Here is a 17,119-nt window from a genome sequence, read left to right as displayed (position 1 = left end):
ACCGGGGACGTCCGGTCACCTCATCGCCGACGCCCGGTGCGGCAGTGATCACCACCATCGCCGCGGCAGTGGCGATGTTCGCCGGCACCAACATCGACGACATCGTCGTGCTGACGGTGCTGTTCGTCGCCTCCGCGAGCCAGGGTAGGCCGCGGGTGTGGCAGATCGTCGCCGGCCAATACCTCGGCCTGATCACCCTCGTCGCGACCAGCGTCGTCGCCGCCCTGGGACTGGTGATCGTGCCGCAAGAATGGGTCGGGCTACTCGGTGTGCTGCCCCTGTCGCTGGGATTCTGGACGCTGATCCGCTGGCTGCGCAGCGACCACGAGGACGAACCCCCGGTGGCTGCCACCGGAATGGCAGGCGTTGCTGCCATCACCATCGCCAACGGTGCCGACAACATCGCCGTCTACACCCCAGTCTTTCGGACGCTCGGTCCACCACAGACCGCAGTCACCATCGCCGTGTTCCTGATCTGCGTCGGGATCTGGTGCTACGCCGGCAGGCTACTGGGCACTCGCAGGAAGGTCGTCGACACTCTCGAACGGGTCGAGCACTGGCTCGTCCCAGCGGTGTTCATCGGCTTGGGTCTGTTCATCCTCCTCGAATCCGGAGTTCTCGCCCGGCTGATCGCCGCCGCGTCATGACCGACACCCGCTCGCGCGCAGCCTGCCGAACCACGACAGCCCGACTCGGATCGAATCCCGCAACCGCCCCGGTGTTGCCCCCTCCATGCCATCGATCGTGCGTGAGGGTGAGAAGAGGGCGTCGCATCGATCCTCGGTCGATCCGTCGGCGATCTTCGGATCGACCGCCGAGCAGGCGTTGCTGACCCCGATCATCTGTGTCCGTGCGGTCCGTGCGGTGTGCGGACAGACGACGCCACGCTCGTCCGCGGGCGGCGGAGTCGTAGTCGTAGTCGTTGCCGGAAGGTTAGGTTCGGCAGCCCTTATAGACTCGCTCGGTGCCCAGAGACTTCAGCCGCCCGAAACGCCCCGGTGTGCGCTTCGTGCACGATGTGGGCAGGTTCGGTCATGCACCGGGTCTGATATCGGTGGACGAGACGATCACCTACCGCGACCTGGACGAGCGCATCGACCGACAGGCGGCCAGACTTGGACACGACCGTCGTCTGGTACTGATCGCCGGCACCAACGATGTCGAGGTCATCGTCACCTACCTCGCGGCGCTGCGTGCAGGACACCCCGTACTGCTGGCCTCGGGGGACAACCCTGACCGTCTCGACGGGCTCATCGACACGTATCGGCCCGATGTGGTGGTGCGCACCCTCGACGGCAACACGGTCGTCGAGGAACTCGATCGACAATCCAGACATGAGCTGCACCCGGATCTCGCGTTGCTGCTGTGCACCTCGGGTTCGACCGGATCACCCAAACTCGTCCGTCTCTCGCACGACAACGTGCAGGCCAACGCCGAGTCGATAGCAGAATATCTCGACATCCGCCCCACCGACCGTGCCGTGACCACGCTACCCATGCACTACTGCTATGGGCTTTCGGTCGTCCACAGCCATCTCCTGCGCGGTGCCGCCTTGATTCTGACCAACTCCTCGGTCACAGATACTCGACTGTGGGACCTTGCGCGCACCCACCGCGCTTCCACCTTTGCGGGTGTGCCGTACAGCTTCGATCTGCTCGACCGTATCGGGTTCGACCAGCTGAATCTTCCCGACCTGCGTTACGTCACGCAGGCCGGCGGAAAGCTGTCACCCGATCGCGTCCGGACGTACGCCGAGCTGGGCCGACGTCAGGGGTGGGACTTGTTCGTCATGTACGGGCAAACAGAGGCGACCGCCCGAATGGCCTATCTGCCACCGGATCTTGCCGCCACCCATCCGCATACCGTCGGACGGCCCATTCCCGGCGGGTCCTTCCGGATCGAGCCGGTCGCGGATGCCCCGGACGGGACGGGCGAGCTCATCTATTCGGGGCCGAACGTCATGCTCGGCTACGCACACGACCCTGACGACTTGCGCCTGGGTGACACGCTCACCGGCGAGCTGCGAACAGGCGACCTGGCCCGGCGAACGGCCGATGGACTGTACGAAGTGGTCGGCCGACGCAGCCGTTTCGCGAAGGTGTTCGGTTTACGTATCGATCTGCACCGCGTCGAGTCCGCGCTCGCACACCTGGGATTGACCGTGTGCTGCACCGACGGCACGGACGAACTCGTCGTCGTCGCGGAGAACGCCGACGTCGACGACGTGCGACGCTTGACAGCACAGTTCAGCGGCCTTCCCGCAACAGCAGTTCGGGTGTGTGTCGTCGATGAGCTGCCGCGCACCTCCACCGGCAAACCCGATGCGCGAGCGGTCGCGGAACTCGCAGGCAAGCCCGGCCCTGTTCAGCCCACCTCGACGACGACAAAGCCCGAGACCACCGATGTCAAAGCGATGTATGCCGAGATCCTGCATCACGCAAGGGTCGACGACGACAGCACGTTCGTGAGCTTGGGCGGTGACTCTTTGTCGTATGTGCGGATGTCTATTCGGCTGGAGGAGCTGCTCGGTCACCTCCCGGCGGACTGGCACAACACCCGAGTCGTGGACTTCGTTCAGGCACCGCGCCTACGCCGCGGCTGGCGACAGGTGGAGACCAACGTTGTGCTGCGCGCCCTTGCGATCGTTCTGATCACCGGATCGCACATACACCTGTTTTCGGTGCTCGGCGGGGCGCACGTGCTTCTCGGAATCGCCGGCTACAACTTCGCCCGCTTCCACCTCGGCACGGTCGATCGCACCGCCCGCGCACGCAATGCTGTGCGCAGCGTCGCTCGGATCGCCATCCCCAGCATGGTGTGGATCGGGGCCATCATCGCTCTGACCGGGGACTACCGCATCACCAGTGCATTGCTGCTCAACGGAATCTTCGGCCCGGACGGTTGGTCTGTCGAATGGCGATACTGGTTCGTCGAGGCGATTGTGTACATCGTCCTCCTAGCCGCCGCTGTGCTCTATGTTCCGGCGGTCGCACGTCTCGAACGCAGTCACCCGTTCTGGTTCCCGATGGGATTGGTGGCATTGGGCCTGGTTACCCGCTACGGATTGATCGAGATCGACGACAGCCGCAATCGCATTCTGACCGCGGCGGTTGTCTTCTGGTTGTTCGCCCTCGGCTGGGCCGCCGCCCGGGCGCAGACCGTGTGGCATCGAGTGGGGGTCACCGCGGCAATCGTGCTATCGATCCCCGGGTTCTTCTTCGGCGACACCCAGCGAGAAGTCATCGTGATTGCCGGGCTTTGCCTGCTGGTGTGGCTCACATCCGTCCCGTGCCCCGCAGTTGTGGGCCGAGTTGCGGGGGTTCTGGCAAGCGCGTCACTCTACATCTACCTGACCCAGTTTCAGGTCTATCTACCGCTGCGCGACGACCATCCCTGGACAGCATTCGCCCTGTCGATCGTCGTGGGGATTGTCTACTGGCAGGCCGCGACCTTCGTGCTCTCGCGCCTACCGTGGAGCGGGACAGGGCCGGGCATTAGGTTTGCCAATCCTCTAAGTACCATGGCGGCGGGGACGACCGGAAGTGGTCCGGTAAATGCAAAGGACGGACGATGAGCAAGCGGATCGAACTGATGGCGGGCCTCGCACTGGCGACCGCAGCACTGTTGACGGTGTCGGGGTGTTCGAGCGCTGAGTCCGACCCGGGCGGGGACAACCGCATCACCGTCTACAACGCCCAACACGAGTCGCTGACGAAAGAATGGGCCGACGCGTTCACCGCGGAGACCGGCATCGAGGTCGACCTGCGCCAAGGGAGCGATACCGAACTCGGCAACCAACTCGTAGCGGAGGGTGACCGATCGCCAGCGGATGTGTTCCTCACCGAGAACTCCCCGGCTATGACGCTCGTCGAGAACGCGGGCCTGTTCACCGACGTCGACCAGGCCGTGCTGGCCCAGGTTCCGAGCCAATACCGCCCGTCGAACGGCAAGTGGACGGGTATCGCCGCCCGCTCGACCGTGTTCGCCTACAACACGGACATGCTGACCCCCGATCAGCTCCCGGCCTCACTCCTGGACCTGCAGGACCCCGCCTGGAAGGACCGCTGGGCAGCATCGCCGTCGGGAGCCGATTTCCAAGCCATCGTCAGTGCGCTGCTCGAGTTGAAAGGCGAGGACGCCACACGCACCTGGTTGGAGGGGATGAAGAACAACGTCCGCGCCTACAACGGCAACGGCACGGTGATGAAAGCCGTCAACGCCGGAGAAATCCCCGGCGGCGTGATCTACCACTACTACTGGTTCGGCGATCAAGCCAAGACCGGCGAGAACAGCAGCAACGTCGCACTGCACTACTTCAAGAACGAAGACCCCGGTGCCTTCGTCAGCGTCTCCGGCGGTGGCGTCCTACAATCCAGCGCGAAACAAGATGCAGCACAGAAATTCCTCGCGTTCGTCACCGGACCGAAAGGCCAGGAAATCCTCGAGGACGGAACGTCGTTCGAGTACTCGGTGGGCAGCGGAGTGCCGGCCAACGCGGATCTGGTTCCCCTGACCGAACTGCAGGCACCGCAGGTGGACCCGGCCACGCTCAACAGCCCGAAAGTCACCGAACTCATGACCGAAGCCGGTTTGCTCTGATTCCAACGACGAACGGCCGAGAACAACGGGGGCCGACCGACAGGCTGCGTCGCCACGCAGGCCGGTCGCGTATGCCCTTGCCACTGGCTGTCACCGCAGTGATTGTCGTGGGGATCTCGCTCATCCCACTCGGATACGTGATCGTGGAGAGCGCGGACACCGGCTGGGCCACCGCGTCGGCGCTGCTGTTCCGGTCGCGGGTCCGCGAACTATTGGTCAACACCGTGATGTTGATAGTGATCACCGTGCCCATCTGTGTCGCAATCGGCGTCGCGGCCGCTTGGTTGGTCGAGCGCACACGAGTATTCGCAGCGAAGGTGTGGGCGGTATTACTCGCCGCGCCGCTGGCTGTCCCGGCGTTCGTGAACAGCTACTCGTGGGTGACGACGATCCCTTCCCTCGGCGGGCTGCGCGGCGGCGTTCTGATTGCGACGCTCTCCTATTTTCCTCTCGTCTACATTCCCGTGGCCGCGACGCTTCGCAGGCTCGACCCCGCGGTCGAGGAATCGGCGCGAGGACTCGGAATCGGACCGTGGGCAGTGTTCTTTCGCGTCGTGGTGCCGCAGCTGCGGCTGGCAATCGCCGGCGGCGCGCTTCTGGTCGCGTTGCACCTACTCGCCGAATACGGTGCCTTCGTCTTCATCCGATTCGACACCTTCACGACAGCGATTTTCGAGCAGTATCAATCGACGTTCAACGGAACTGCGGCCACTATGCTCGCCGGGGTTCTGGTATTGCTGTGCCTCACGCTGTTGGTGATCGAAGCGGCTGTGCGCGGCAGTGCCAGGTATGCCCGCATCGGCTCGGGTGCAGCCCGCCCGGCCGTGCCTGCAGAACTCGGTTGGCAGTACTCGCCGATCGCGCTCGTCTTCCTGGGGATGTTGATCGCACTGTCTCTCGGAGTCCCGATCGCCAGTGTTGCGCGGTGGCTTGTCATCGGCGGCAGCGCGGTGTGGGAATGGGACGAGGTCTCTTCCGCGCTGCTGCAGACGCTCGGGTTCGGAATTGCCGGTGCGGTCATCACGTGTGCACTCGCGTTCCCGGTCGCGTGGATCTCGATTCGCCACCGCGGACGGTTCAGCCGTGTCCTCGAGGGCGGCACCTACATCTCGAGTTCGTTGCCCGGCATCGTGGTTGCGCTGGCGTTCGTCACCACCGCCATTCGGTACGCACATCCGCTGTATCAAACAGTTGTCGTCGTGATCGCGGCCTACGCAGTGCTCTTCCTGCCACGCGCATTGGTCAATCTGCGGGCGGGGCTCGCGCAGGCACCCGTCGGTTTGGACGAGGCGGCTCGGTCACTGGGTCTGTCACCGCTGTCGAGCTTCTTTCGGGTGACTCTCAGATTGGCTGCGCCGGCCACCGCAGCGGGCTGTGCCTTGGTGTTCTTGGGGATCGTGAACGAGTTGACCGCGACATTGCTGCTGGCACCGACCGGAACCCGCACTCTCTCGATGCAGTTCTGGTCGCTGAGCAGCGAGATCGACTACTCGGGTGCCGCTCCGTACGCGTTGATCATGATCGTGCTGTCGCTGCCCATGACCTACGTTCTCTTCTCCCAGTCGAAAAAGGCGGCAGGACTATGACATACGCGTTGGAAGTGGATGGGCTGGACAAGTCGTTCGGTCCTGTGACGGTGCTACGTCGAGTTGAATTCGCTGTCGAGGCCGGGTCGACCACAGCCATCGTCGGACCGTCCGGCTGCGGTAAGACGACGCTGCTACGTCTGATCGCGGGCTTCGACAATCCCGACGCAGGCACTATCGCACTGACCGGGAAGATCGTCGCGGGAGCCGACTGGACGCCTCCGCACCGAAGGTCCATCGGGTACGTCGCCCAGGACGGGGCCCTGTTCCCACACGCCACGGTCGGCGCGAACATCGGATTCGGCCTACCACGCCGTGCCCGCACCTTCTCGAAGATCACCGAACTGCTCGAGACGGTGTCACTGGATTCGTCCTACGCCTCACGTCGACCCGACCAGCTCTCCGGCGGCCAGCAGCAACGAGTCGCGCTCGCACGGGCGCTGGCACGTGAACCCGACTTGATGCTGCTCGACGAACCGTTCTCGGCACTCGACGCCGGCTTGCGGGCGAACACTCGACGGATCGTCGCCGACGTCCTCGCCAAGGCCGGGATCACCACCATCCTCGTCACCCACGACCAACCCGAAGCCCTGTCGTTCGCCGACCGAGTTGCGGTGATGAGCTCGGGCAGGCTCGCACAGATCGGCACACCCCGCGAAATCTATTCCCGCCCTGTCGATGTCACCACCGCGGAATTCATCGGCGACGCAGTGATCTTGCCCGCCCACATCGAGAACGGCCGCGCCCGCTGCACCCTCGGCGACGTCGACATCGCCCCATCCCCCAACGCCATCGAAGGCACAGCCCGAATCATGCTGCGGCCGGAGCAAATCGAGGTGGCACCCGACGGCATGGGGGCATCAGGGGCCGTCGTCGACGTGGAATACTTCGGGTCGGAGATGCTGCTCGGGATCCGCCTCGACGCCGCGAACACCACTATGGCCCAGCGGGTCACCGTACGTCGCTTCGGCACCACAGCCCTGACCCCCGGCGACAGGGTCGCCATCCGCGTCATCGGTGACGCCGTCGCGTACGACCTGTGAGGGTGCTACCCGGTGTGAGACTGCCCCGCGCGTCCCGCTCGATCATGCGACCGATGCGAACAATGCGTAGGTAGTGGGCGGACTTGCATCCCGGACCGAGGCAACGCCCCGATGCATTCCCCCCTCTCGACCCCGGGCACGAAACAGGCCGACATCGACCTGCCACCGACGTCGACGATCCGCACGCCGGGTTGGCGGCCTCGAAGAAACTGGTCAAACGTCGAAGATGCCCGGCGGCGGCGTCACCCGTATTTGCATCGATTGCGTTGCGTACGAACCGTTGCACCCTTGCGGAGCCCTCCTCTTTCACGGACGACCTGTCGGCCGAGCTGCGGAAGAACCCACTGATTCCGATTCACCGCCCACCACCATCACCACTCGAACGGTGATCGATTCGCGAACACAGGCATGCAGGACTTGTTCACCTGCGCCCGCTCAGGCGACGGTCAGATAGATCAACGCGACATTGAGTGCGGCGACGACTCCTGCGATGAACCAGGCGGCATATCGAGTGATCCGGTGATTGACATCGCTGCCCATCAGGATGCGGTCGGAGGTGAACCGTACCAAGGGAATCAGCGCGAACGGAATACCGAAGGACAACACGACCTGCGAGACGACGAGAGCGCGACTGGGGTCGACTCCAGCGGCGAGGATCGCCAGTGCAGGGATCAGGGTCACCAGCCGCCGCACCATGATCGGGATGCGTTTGCGGAGCAGGCCGTCCATGATCATCGCGCCGGCGTATGCCCCGACCGAGGTCGACGCCAAACCGGACGCGAGCAGTCCCACGGCGAACAACAATGCAATAGCGGGCCCCAGTGTCTGACCCACTGCTGCATGGGCACCTTCGATGGAATCGACGCCCTCGCGCCCGCCGAGGGTCGACGCCGGCAACAGCAACATCGACATGTTCACCGCTCCGGCCAACAGCATCGCCAACCCGACATCGATCCGGGTGACACGCAGCAACCGCCGACGGACCGGACCTGCATCGGGGTGTCCGTGCCGGTCACGTGCGAGTCCGGAGTGCAGGTAGACCGCGTGCGGCATGATCGTCGCACCGAGCATCGCGGCGGCGATCAACACGCTTTCCGCGCCGTCGAACCGAGGAATCAGACCGGCCGCGGCCTCGGTGAACGATGGCGGTTCGACCACGACGCTGGCGAGGAATCCGACGGCGATGACACCGAGTAGACCGAGAATCACGAACTCGAAGGGACGCTGGCCCCGCCGGTCCTGGACCATCAACAAAACCATCGACACGGCCCCGGTGATCAGGCCCCCGACCAGCAGTGGCAAGTCGAAGAGCAAGTACAGCGCGATGGCACCGCCGACCACCTCCGCGAGATCGGTGGCCATGGCGACGACTTCGGCCTGCCCCCAATAGGCAAGTCGCACAGACTTGCTCGATTTCTCACGGACGACCTCAGGGAGGCTCATGCCGGTGACGATCCCAAGTTTGGCGGACAGAAACTGCACGAGGCCGGCCATCACATTGGCCGCGACGATCACCCAGACCAGCAGATATCCGAACTGCGCGCCCGCACTGACGTTGGAGGCGACGTTGCCCGGGTCGACGTAGGCGATCGCGGCGACGAACGCCGGGCCGAGCAACACGAATCCCGCGCGGAACCTCGAGGGCGGCCGAGACGATCGGCGCTGCAGCACAGACATGACCACACCCCCAGGCACCGTCATCATTTCAGGACCCTGAAAAATATAGTTCGGCTACCCGAACTATGCAATGGAGGTGGTGCAGACGGCGTACTTACCTCAGATGGGCAACACGACGGCAGTGACGAATTCGTTGCGGATCCAGGCGATGAACAACCCCCACACCCCTGTCAGCAGCGCGACGCCGACCGCGATCATGATGATGCCGCCCGCGACCTTGATCCTCTGCGAATTCCTCCGAAGCCACCCCACACCGCGCATCGCCGAACTCGAGCCGAACGCAAGAACGACGAACGGCAGACCGAGTCCCAGACAGTAGGCGACGATGAGGGTGACCCCGCGAGCTGCTGTTGCGCCTTCGGTGCCCGCCGCCACGGACAGCACGCCGGCGAGGGTGGGACCCAAACACGGCGTCCAGCCGAGCGCAAACACCCCGCCGAGCAGCGGGGCTCCGGCGAGGGAGGAGATGCGTTGAGGTGCGAACCGGACGTCGCGTTGCAAGACGGGAATCAACCCGATGAAGGCCGCACCCATGACGATCGTGATGACACCGCCGACGCGTTGGAGCACTTGCTCGTTGATGCGTAAGGTGCCGATGACCCCGAAGACCGAGGCTGTGGCGAGGACGAAGACGACCGTGAACCCGGCGACGAACAACGACGCGGCACCGGCCACACGCCAGCGATTCGCCAGCTCCGTCGACGAGTTGCCGGTGGTCGAGTTGCCGGTGGTCGAGTTGCCGGTGGTCGAGTTGCCGGGCGCTCGGGTCTCGGCTGATTGGGCGTCGGCACCGGCGATTCCCGCCAGGTAGGACAGGTATCCCGGCACCAGCGGCACCACGCACGGTGAGGCGAACGAGACCAGCCCGGCGAGCATGCATGCCGCGATCGCCAGCACCAGGGGCCCACTCGACGCGGCGTTCTGGAACGTCGACCCGATGTCTTGGGCGAGAAGAGTCGTCATTCGGCGGCTATCCGTTCGACGACGGGAAGGAGATCGTCGGTGAGCAGGGCGCGCATGAAGACCGCCGCGACTCGGTGCTGACGATCGAGTACCAGCGTCGAGGGGATCACGCTCGTCGGGTAGTTCCCACCGAGGGCGATCAGTGTCCGCATCGAGGGGTCGTAGATCGAGGGGTACGAGACGTTGTTGTCGACGACGAAGTCCTGCGCTTTGTCCTTCTGCGGGTCTCTGACGTTGATGCCGAGGAACTGCACACCGCGCTCGCGGGTTGCCTCGTAGACTTCTTCGAGGTCGTCGGCTTCGCCGCGGCAGGGCCCGCACCATTGGCCCCACAGATTGATCACGACCACCTTGCCGTCGTAGTCCGCCAGAGCGACGCTCTTGCCTTCCTCCATCAGGTCAGGCCCTGCGAGTTCGCCTACGGTTCCTCGGGTTTCGGGTGGATCGTAGACGATGTCGGTTTGTCCGCCGGGGGCGACGAAGTCGAAGCTCCCCGCGGGAGCCGCGGCGTCGGTGCCTCCGGAGCATCCGGAGATCAGTAGTACGGCGGCAACGATCGATCCAATTGCCGCGGAGGGCCTGCAGCCCTGACGGCGCGCACCGACCCGCACTGGCGGGAAGCGTTTCATGAGGTGAAGTCCTTTACTGCAGTGCGGATCTGGTCTGTCGTCTCGAACACTGTCGGGTCGGTGACGCGCTCGATCGTTCCGTCCGGACGGAGGAGAAAGCTCAGGGGCAGGACCGGCGGTGCCGCGAGCGCGTCCAGGACGCTGCCGCCGTCGATGTAGTTCGGATAGCGCAGGCCCAGTTGCGTCACCAGCGAGGCCGCGTCCGCGGGTCGGTCCTCGACGTTGATTCCGACGACTCGGATCGCGTCGGGATCTGCGGCGTAGGCGTCGACGACGGGCATCTCGGTGCGGCACGGGCCGCACCAGGATGCCCACACGTTGATCAACGTCGTGTCATTGCCGAGAGCGGCGGCGAGATCGACGTCGACAGTGTCGCCGATGCAGCGTACTGTCATCCCCGCCAGTGGACCGCCTGCGCGTGGTATCGGTGGCGGACACAGCGGTAGCGCTGCTGCTCCTTGTTCCGTGACACCGGCCGGCCGGGTCGATGCGGGTTCGGGTCCGACCGGTGCAAAGTTGTCGGCGATGACGTCGGACGGGCCGCGCTCGACGTCGTCGGAGCGTGGCCACAGAGCCACGATCGATGCGGCCACGAGTACGAGCATCACAACCGTTCCGCTGTGTCTCATTGCCTCGACCGTCCCCACCGCGGGGATCGCACACGAGGCGAACACGTGCCGTCGGTCATAGCAGTGTGGACCAATACGACCAGAAGCGCTGTGCGATAAGAGCAATCACTGTCAGGTACCACACGGTCAGGGGAATCGAGTGATTGCGCATCAACACCTCCATCCACTGCCGTCGGCTCGCACTCGCAGCTGCGCGGTCGAGGTTGCGCAGCGTGACGTACCAGAAGATCGGTACGGTGACCGCCCACACTGCCATGCAGTACGGGCACAGAGCGCCGATGTCGTAGAGGCTCTGTCCGATCAGCCAGTGCACGAAGACTGCGGCAGCAGTGACACCGACCTGCAGTGCACCCCAGAACCATTGCGCGAACACCGCGCCGGCGAGAAGGGCGGCTCCCACTGCCGCCACGACGGCGAAGCCTGCGATACCGAGAAGGGAATTGGGAAATCCGAACACCGATGCCTGCGGGGTGTCCATCACCGATCCGCAGTTGAGCACCGGGTTGATGCTGCAGGTCGGGGCGTAGGCGGGATCGAGCGCCAGAGCGAACTTCTCTACTGTGAGCACGAACGCTGCGGCCAGTCCGGTCACGCCCCCTACCAGCAGCAGCCAGGGCAGGCTCCGGACGAACTGTCCGCCCTGACCGAATCCGGTGGCAGCGGTGGGGTCAGCCGAGTGCAGCGTCGAGGGCATCGGCGAGGTCTCCGTAGGTGGTGGGCTCGATCTTGGTGCCGTTGAGGAAGAACGTCGGTGTGCCCTGCACGCCGAGCGCGATTCCGTCGGCGACGTCGGCTTCGATGCGCGCGAGCGTCACGGGGTCGGTGTAGGCGGCATCGAAGGCGTTCATGTCGAGCCCTTGCTCGACGGCGAAGCTGCGGAACAACTCGTCCTGCGGAATCTGTTGTTCGCCCCATTGCGCCTGCGTTTCGTACATGCGCTGATACATGGCCTCGAATCCGCCCTGCTGCGCTGCGGCTTCGACGGCGCGTGCGGCTCGTTCGGCATTGAAGTGGGAGGCGATGGGAAAGTAGCGGGCCACGAAGCTCACTCGGTCGCCGTACTCTTCACGCAGTTGTTCGATCGCCGGGTAGGCAGACCGGCAGGCCTCGCACTCGAAGTCGAGGAACTCCACGAACGTGACCCGGCCATCGGCCACCGAGTTCAACCGATGACTGTTCTCGCGCACCGCAATCGAGGCAGGGTCGGTCGCGGCCTGCTCGGCGGCCACAGCATCCGGGGACCCCGATCGGTCCACCACCAGAAATACAGCCAACGCGGCGGCGAACACGACCACCAGGGACAAGGAAATCTTCAACGCTCGGCTCATAACAACTACCTTTTCGGTTCGTTCCGGCTGATCGATGTGTCGTTCGGAATGATCGATGTGCCCGAATGGGCGGTACCTATCGCGTCTGGAAACCTATTGGTCTCGCACCACAACATCACCGACACCGGTGTCGGCACCGCGAACTCGACCATGGAAAGAGATCAGATCTGGGAGAGGGGACCGGACTGCACGCGGGCTCGACGGGATCGGCATGACCACTGCAGCAGGGGCATCGACAACCGAGGTGCGCCGGCACCCCTCGAACGAGCGCACGTTCTCTCGCAGCCCTATCCATGGCTGCATACTCGCACTCTGACGATATATCGAACGCCGCTATGACAGAACATGTTCGGCAAGACTCTCGGGGTCAGATGCTCCAGATCGCGGCCCAGGCTCCAGGATCGCGGTTGGGGTGGGTCGACGACACCGATACCCCGCGTCCCGGGACCGTGCGGACGCGCTGGGAGGCACGTAGCGGGCGGCATCAGTTCAATCCTGCGTAGGAGTGCAGGCCGGAGACGACCATGTTGATGATGAACAAGTTGAACAGCATCGCCACGAATCCCGCGATGTTGATCCACGCTGCGCGGGTGTTGCGCCACCCGCTGGTGGCGCGGGCATGCAGGTAGGAGGCGTACACGATCCAGGCGATGAAGGAGACCGTTTCTTTCGGATCCCAGCCCCAGAACCGGCCCCATGCGGCTTCGGCCCAGATCGCACCGAGGATGACGCCGACGCCGAACAGCGGAAATGCGAAGATCGTGGTCTTGTAGGCCAGGATGTCCAGTGTCTGCGCGGAAGGAAGACGGGCGACGATTCGGCTCATTCTGCTCCCCGAGTCCTCGGGATGCTTCATGCGGATCAGGAACAGCGCGCTCGCAACCCCGGAGATCAAGAACACCCCGCTGCCGAGCGAGACGATCGAGACGTGCACCGGCAGCCAGTACGACTGCAGTGCCGGTACCACCGGTGCTGCGTCGGCGTACAGCACGGTGCCGGCGACGAACAGCAGGATCAACGTCGGTACCAGAACGAACAACCACAGGGTGCGCAGCTGCGTCGAGCGCAGAACCACCACGGCAGCCAGTACACCGGCCGCGCAGGTGACCGAGACGAATTCGTACATGTTGCCCCACGGAGGCCGACCCGTGGCGACCCCGCGAAGGACGATCGACCCCACGTGCAGAGTCAGTGCCACCATCACCAACCCGAGTCCGCTACGCCCGAAACGTTCGGATGGAACTCGCCGGGGTGCGTCGGGAACACGTCCCGGCGTCGCCGACGTGGCAGCAATGATCCGAACACGAAGCCGCTCCGTATTGTGCAGTTCCGCAGTACGGGTCGTCGCGAGCTGCGCGAGGAACGCGATCGCGGCGAGGAGATAGACCACGAACGCGGTCTCGAAGCTGATGTCGCTCCACCGGGCGAAGGTGTCGTCGATCGCCATGGCACTACACCGTTTCTCTGTCGTGGGTCTGGGAGTCGCTCGGGGTTGTCTGCGGCCAGATCTGTGACCGGAGGGTCTCGAATTCGGGTCCCCAACCCGCGTGATCGGTGCGAGCCAGGCCACCCATGTCCACTCGCGAGAGACCGTGTTCGCCAGGGTGGATCCGGAACCAGACACGGCGGCGTGTGATCACCAGGGAGATCAGCAGTCCGGTCATCATCGTGATGGCGAACACGAGCACCCACCGCTGCGCGGGGTCGTATCCGACCTGCAGGTTCGCGAATTCCTTGGCCCCGTCGAACCGGACGACGGTGCCGTCGGAGAGGGTCGTCGATTCTCCGGGCCGCAGGTTGACCCGGTCTTGTTTCACCAGCCGGCCCTGGTTGATCATCTCCTGGTCCAGGGAGAAGATCGACTGCGGGATGCCTGTGTCGAGACCGGTATCGCCTTTGTAGATGTCCACTGCCACAGCAGGATCGACCAATTCCGGGAAGCGGGAGGAGAGCAGGTTGCCATTGAATTGCGCGGTGGGCGCGAAGAGCCCTTCGATGGCGATCTGCCCTCGGCGCCGCTCCTCGGCGGTGGCGTAGGTCCCCCCGGGCGGGTCGAATCGCAGCGCGCCGCTGCTGAGGAACGTGGTGGCGTCGTCGGGGCGGAACTGCAGCGCTTCGGTGCGGGTCTGGCCGTCGGGGAAGGTGACGGTGAACTCGGGGGCATAGCCGTGTCCGGTGAGGTAGATGCGTTCGTCGCCGAGCCGGAGGGGTTCGTTGACTTTGAGTTGATACTCGCGCCAGGTGTCGGCGGCGATGTCGTCGGCGGATTGGTAGGAGATGTTCGAGGTGAACATCTCGGCCTGACCGTTCTCGAGGTAGTCGGCGGTGAAATCTCTGACCCTGATACAGAACGGCTCGAGTCCGGTGCCGTCGGTGCTGTTGCCGGCGCGAAAGGAGTCGTAGATCGCGGGCGAGGTGTTGCAGAAACCGGGCCCGTTGTCGGCGATGACGATGACCGAGCCTTCGTAGCCGAACAGTTTGCCGATCGCGATGGCCGCGAGCAGACCGATCAGCGAGAAGTGAAACAGCAGGTTCCCGGCCTCGCGGGTGTAGCCCTTCTCCGCCGAGAGAGTCAGTGCCCCATCGGGCTCGGGTCGAACGGCGGTACGCCACCCTTTCAAGTGCCGCGCGATGTCGGCGATCACCTTCTCGGGGTCACCGGCGAGGGTGCCCGAATGATGCAACGGTAGTCGAGTGAGGTTTCGCGGTACTCGAACAGGTTGTGCGCGAAGAGCTTTACCGTGCTCGATCAACCGGGGAGTCAGACAGCCGATCAGAGACACGAACAGCAGGACGTAGATCGCGGTGAACCAGGAACTTGCGAACACGTCGAACAATTCCAGTGTGTCCATCACCGGCCCGAGAGCCGGGCGGGCGGCGATGTAGGCATCGACGGCCTGGGTATTGAGATTGCGCTGCGGCAGCAATGCGCCGGGGATTGCTGCGGCGGCGAGGAGGAACAGCAGCACTAGCGCTGTCCGCATCGACGTCAGTTGTCGCCACCGGTTGCGCAGCATCGCCACCGTTCTGCGCACCAGTCCCGGCGAGTGCGCACTGGGGTGTTCGTCGATCGTCATCTCCGCACACCCTTCACCGACCACCATCTAAATACTACGCGACATAGTAGTTTGCGGGTTCGGTGTGGTGGAGCGTGGTCGGCGCAGCAGCGAGAACGCCAGTGCCGCAACAGCGCCGGTAGCGGCAATCCATTCCGGAACGCTGCCGGTGATCGTCGCCGGGGTGAGCGTGGTGCTCAGTGACACCTCGGTGACGACAGCTGCGGGGGTGAACAGCTCCGTGCGCTCGACGACCTCCCCGCGTGCATCGATGACGGCGCTGACGCCGCTGGTGGCCGAAACGACGACGCTGCGCCCGTGTTCGACCGCCCGTACCCGCGACATGGCGAGTTGTTGATAGGTCATGTTCGTCCGACCGAAGGTGGCGTTGTTGGTCGGCACTGCGATCAGCTGGGCACCGGCGCGAACGGAGTCGGTGAGCAATGCGTCGAAGGCGACCTCGTAGCAGGTGGCCACCGCGACGGGCACTCCGGCGAGGTCGACGACGCCGTTGCCCTGACCCGGAACGAAGCGTCCTGCTTGGGCGGCATAGGGAGAGAGTGCGGTGACGATCGTGCGCATCGGCAGGTACTCCCCGAACGGCACCAGTCGACGTTTGTCGTGCCTCTGCCCTGGGCCGGTGACCGGATCCCACACGATCGAAGTGTTCGTGGTGGTGCCGTCGCCCTGGCGTAGCACCGTGCCGACGAGAATGGGCACTCCGACGGCGCGGGCTGCGGCATCGATACCCGCCGCGGCATCGGGATTGCGCAGGGGATCGATGTCGGAGGAGTTCTCCGGCCAGATGACCAGATCGGGTACGCGTACGCGGCCGGAGTCGATGTCGTCGGCGAGCTCGATGGTGCGCTGAACGTGGTTGTCGAGCACTGCTCGTCGTTGGGCGTTGAAGTCGAGACCGAGCCGCGGGACGTTGCCTTGCACCAAGGCGACGGTGACCGTGTCCTGCGGCGGCGGAGCGAACAGTGGAGCCACCACCGTGAGCGCCCCTACAACAGTGGCCGCACCCATGCACGACGCTGCTGCAGTTCTGCGGGTGAACCGATCGGAAGCGATGGCACCGGCCAGAGCGGACCCGATCAGCACCACGACGAACGACAACCCCGGCGCGCCGATCAACGCAGCCAGAGGCAGCAGCGGCCCGTCGGATTGACCGAATGCGATGCGGCCCCAGGGGAATCCGCCGAACGGGACACGTGAGCGCGCAGCTTCGATCGCCACCCAGGCGCTCGCCACCCAGACCGGCGCCCACGGCAGTCGCGACATCCGATCCGCTACCGCGCCGAACATCGCCACGAAGAGGGCCTGAACGACAGCCAGCGCCAGCCACGGCACCGACCCGACGTACTCCCCCACCCACGGCAACAGAGGCACGAAGAACGCCGAGCCGGCAACGAAGCCGTAGCCGGCCCCCGCACGCGCCCCTCGCCCGCGCACAGCCAACAGCAGCATTGCAAGTGCTACCGGAGCGAGAAACCACAGATCGATGGGCGGGAACGTGGCGTACATCGCCAGCCCCGAAGTTGCCGCTGCGGTCAGACGTGCCCAGGTTCGGGGCCCTTCACCTCGACTTGTCCGATACAGCCGCCAC

General features: G+C 64.7%; 14 protein-coding genes. 5 read left to right on the top strand and 9 right to left on the bottom strand.

Annotation, left to right across the window (positions count from 1 at the left end; translation table 11 throughout):
• Nucleotides 1-44: 44 nt before the first annotated feature.
• The 5 genes from CH293_RS26990 to CH293_RS26965 all read left to right on the top strand — a co-directional run bounded on the left by CH293_RS26990 (nucleotide 45) and on the right by CH293_RS26965 (nucleotide 7,228).
• Nucleotides 45-647 carry a cadmium resistance transporter gene (locus CH293_RS26990; protein WP_032382621.1) on the top strand — a complete coding sequence of 201 codons (603 nt, stop codon included), beginning with the start codon at nucleotides 45-47 and terminating at the stop codon, nucleotides 645-647.
• Between the two features lie 317 nt (nucleotides 648-964).
• Entirely contained in the window at nucleotides 965-3,574 is a 2,610-nt protein-coding gene (locus tag CH293_RS26980; RefSeq protein ID WP_241483655.1) for an AMP-binding protein, read from the top strand.
• Entirely contained in the window at nucleotides 3,571-4,599 is a 1,029-nt protein-coding gene (locus CH293_RS26975) for an iron ABC transporter substrate-binding protein (protein ID WP_037106694.1), read from the top strand. Before CH293_RS26980 ends, CH293_RS26975 begins: the two co-directional genes overlap by 4 nt.
• A gap of 71 nt (nucleotides 4,600-4,670) precedes the next feature.
• Nucleotides 4,671-6,185, top strand: coding sequence for an iron ABC transporter permease (locus tag CH293_RS26970; protein ID WP_080732884.1), 1,515 nt, complete (start codon nucleotides 4,671-4,673; stop codon nucleotides 6,183-6,185).
• Nucleotides 6,182-7,228 (top strand): ABC transporter ATP-binding protein, encoded by a 1,047-nt coding sequence (locus tag CH293_RS26965; protein ID WP_037106697.1) that lies wholly within the window; start codon nucleotides 6,182-6,184, stop codon nucleotides 7,226-7,228. The genes CH293_RS26970 and CH293_RS26965 overlap by 4 nt, the downstream gene beginning before the upstream one ends.
• Before the next feature lie 435 nt (nucleotides 7,229-7,663).
• On the opposite strand, the gene CH293_RS26960 is transcribed toward CH293_RS26965, so the two are convergent.
• From CH293_RS26960 to lnt, 9 genes are all read right to left on the bottom strand, one after another.
• Nucleotides 7,664-8,905, bottom strand: a complete 1,242-nt coding sequence (locus CH293_RS26960; protein ID WP_037106759.1) for an Nramp family divalent metal transporter — start codon at nucleotides 8,903-8,905, stop codon at nucleotides 7,664-7,666.
• Between the two features lie 99 nt (nucleotides 8,906-9,004).
• A complete protein-coding gene (locus CH293_RS26955) occupies nucleotides 9,005-9,868 on the bottom strand; it encodes a cytochrome c biogenesis CcdA family protein (protein WP_037106698.1) in 864 nt (287 codons plus the stop codon).
• Nucleotides 9,865-10,497 carry a TlpA disulfide reductase family protein gene (locus tag CH293_RS26950; RefSeq protein ID WP_052054827.1) on the bottom strand — a complete coding sequence of 211 codons (633 nt, stop codon included), beginning with the start codon at nucleotides 10,495-10,497 and terminating at the stop codon, nucleotides 9,865-9,867. The genes CH293_RS26955 and CH293_RS26950 overlap by 4 nt, the downstream gene beginning before the upstream one ends.
• Nucleotides 10,494-11,126: a TlpA disulfide reductase family protein gene (locus tag CH293_RS26945; RefSeq protein WP_032382626.1), complete on the bottom strand. Its 633-nt coding sequence runs from the start codon at nucleotides 11,124-11,126 to the stop codon at nucleotides 10,494-10,496. The genes CH293_RS26950 and CH293_RS26945 overlap by 4 nt, the downstream gene beginning before the upstream one ends.
• Before the next feature lie 55 nt (nucleotides 11,127-11,181).
• Entirely contained in the window at nucleotides 11,182-11,820 is a 639-nt protein-coding gene (locus CH293_RS26940; RefSeq protein ID WP_032382567.1) for a vitamin K epoxide reductase family protein, read from the bottom strand.
• Nucleotides 11,795-12,454 (bottom strand): thioredoxin domain-containing protein, encoded by a 660-nt coding sequence (locus CH293_RS26935; RefSeq protein WP_032382568.1) that lies wholly within the window; start codon nucleotides 12,452-12,454, stop codon nucleotides 11,795-11,797. The genes CH293_RS26940 and CH293_RS26935 overlap by 26 nt, the downstream gene beginning before the upstream one ends.
• 484 nt (nucleotides 12,455-12,938) lie before the next feature.
• On the bottom strand, nucleotides 12,939-13,901 hold the full coding sequence (gene ccsB, locus CH293_RS26925; protein WP_037106700.1) for a c-type cytochrome biogenesis protein CcsB: 963 nt from the start codon (nucleotides 13,899-13,901) through the stop codon (nucleotides 12,939-12,941).
• A 4-nt stretch (nucleotides 13,902-13,905) separates the two neighbouring features.
• On the bottom strand, nucleotides 13,906-15,531 hold the full coding sequence (locus CH293_RS26920) for a cytochrome c biogenesis protein ResB (protein WP_176460140.1): 1,626 nt from the start codon (nucleotides 15,529-15,531) through the stop codon (nucleotides 13,906-13,908).
• 27 nt (nucleotides 15,532-15,558) lie between these two features.
• A complete protein-coding gene (gene lnt, locus CH293_RS26915) occupies nucleotides 15,559-17,037 on the bottom strand; it encodes an apolipoprotein N-acyltransferase (protein WP_094721993.1) in 1,479 nt (492 codons plus the stop codon).
• Between the last annotated feature and the right edge of the window lie 82 nt (nucleotides 17,038-17,119).

The sequence above is a fragment of the Rhodococcus sp. 14-2470-1b genome (genome assembly GCF_002259415.1).
Lineage (GTDB): Bacteria > Actinomycetota > Actinomycetes > Mycobacteriales > Mycobacteriaceae > Rhodococcoides.
This window is presented reverse-complemented; position numbering and strand designations above follow the sequence as displayed.

What these genes read in the sequence shown, in the direction of transcription:
- CH293_RS26975 (WP_037106694.1), top strand. Translation starts at nt 3,571, where the DNA reads ATGAGCAAGCGGATCGAACTGATGGCGGGCCTCGCACTGGCGACCGCA.
- CH293_RS26935 (WP_032382568.1), bottom strand. Translation starts at nt 12,454, where the DNA reads ATGAGCCGAGCGTTGAAGATTTCCTTGTCCCTGGTGGTCGTGTTCGCC.
- ccsB (WP_037106700.1), bottom strand. Translation starts at nt 13,901, where the DNA reads ATGGCGATCGACGACACCTTCGCCCGGTGGAGCGACATCAGCTTCGAG.
- CH293_RS26955 (WP_037106698.1), bottom strand. Translation starts at nt 9,868, where the DNA reads ATGACGACTCTTCTCGCCCAAGACATCGGGTCGACGTTCCAGAACGCC.
- CH293_RS26970 (WP_080732884.1), top strand. Translation starts at nt 4,671, where the DNA reads ATGCCCTTGCCACTGGCTGTCACCGCAGTGATTGTCGTGGGGATCTCG.
- CH293_RS26950 (WP_052054827.1), bottom strand. Translation starts at nt 10,497, where the DNA reads ATGAAACGCTTCCCGCCAGTGCGGGTCGGTGCGCGCCGTCAGGGCTGC.
- CH293_RS26965 (WP_037106697.1), top strand. Translation starts at nt 6,182, where the DNA reads ATGACATACGCGTTGGAAGTGGATGGGCTGGACAAGTCGTTCGGTCCT.
- CH293_RS26945 (WP_032382626.1), bottom strand. Translation starts at nt 11,126, where the DNA reads ATGAGACACAGCGGAACGGTTGTGATGCTCGTACTCGTGGCCGCATCG.
- CH293_RS26920 (WP_176460140.1), bottom strand. Translation starts at nt 15,531, where the DNA reads ATGACGATCGACGAACACCCCAGTGCGCACTCGCCGGGACTGGTGCGC.
- CH293_RS26940 (WP_032382567.1), bottom strand. Translation starts at nt 11,820, where the DNA reads ATGCCCTCGACGCTGCACTCGGCTGACCCCACCGCTGCCACCGGATTC.
- lnt (WP_094721993.1), bottom strand. Translation starts at nt 17,037, where the DNA reads ATGTACGCCACGTTCCCGCCCATCGATCTGTGGTTTCTCGCTCCGGTA.
- CH293_RS26960 (WP_037106759.1), bottom strand. Translation starts at nt 8,905, where the DNA reads ATGTCTGTGCTGCAGCGCCGATCGTCTCGGCCGCCCTCGAGGTTCCGC.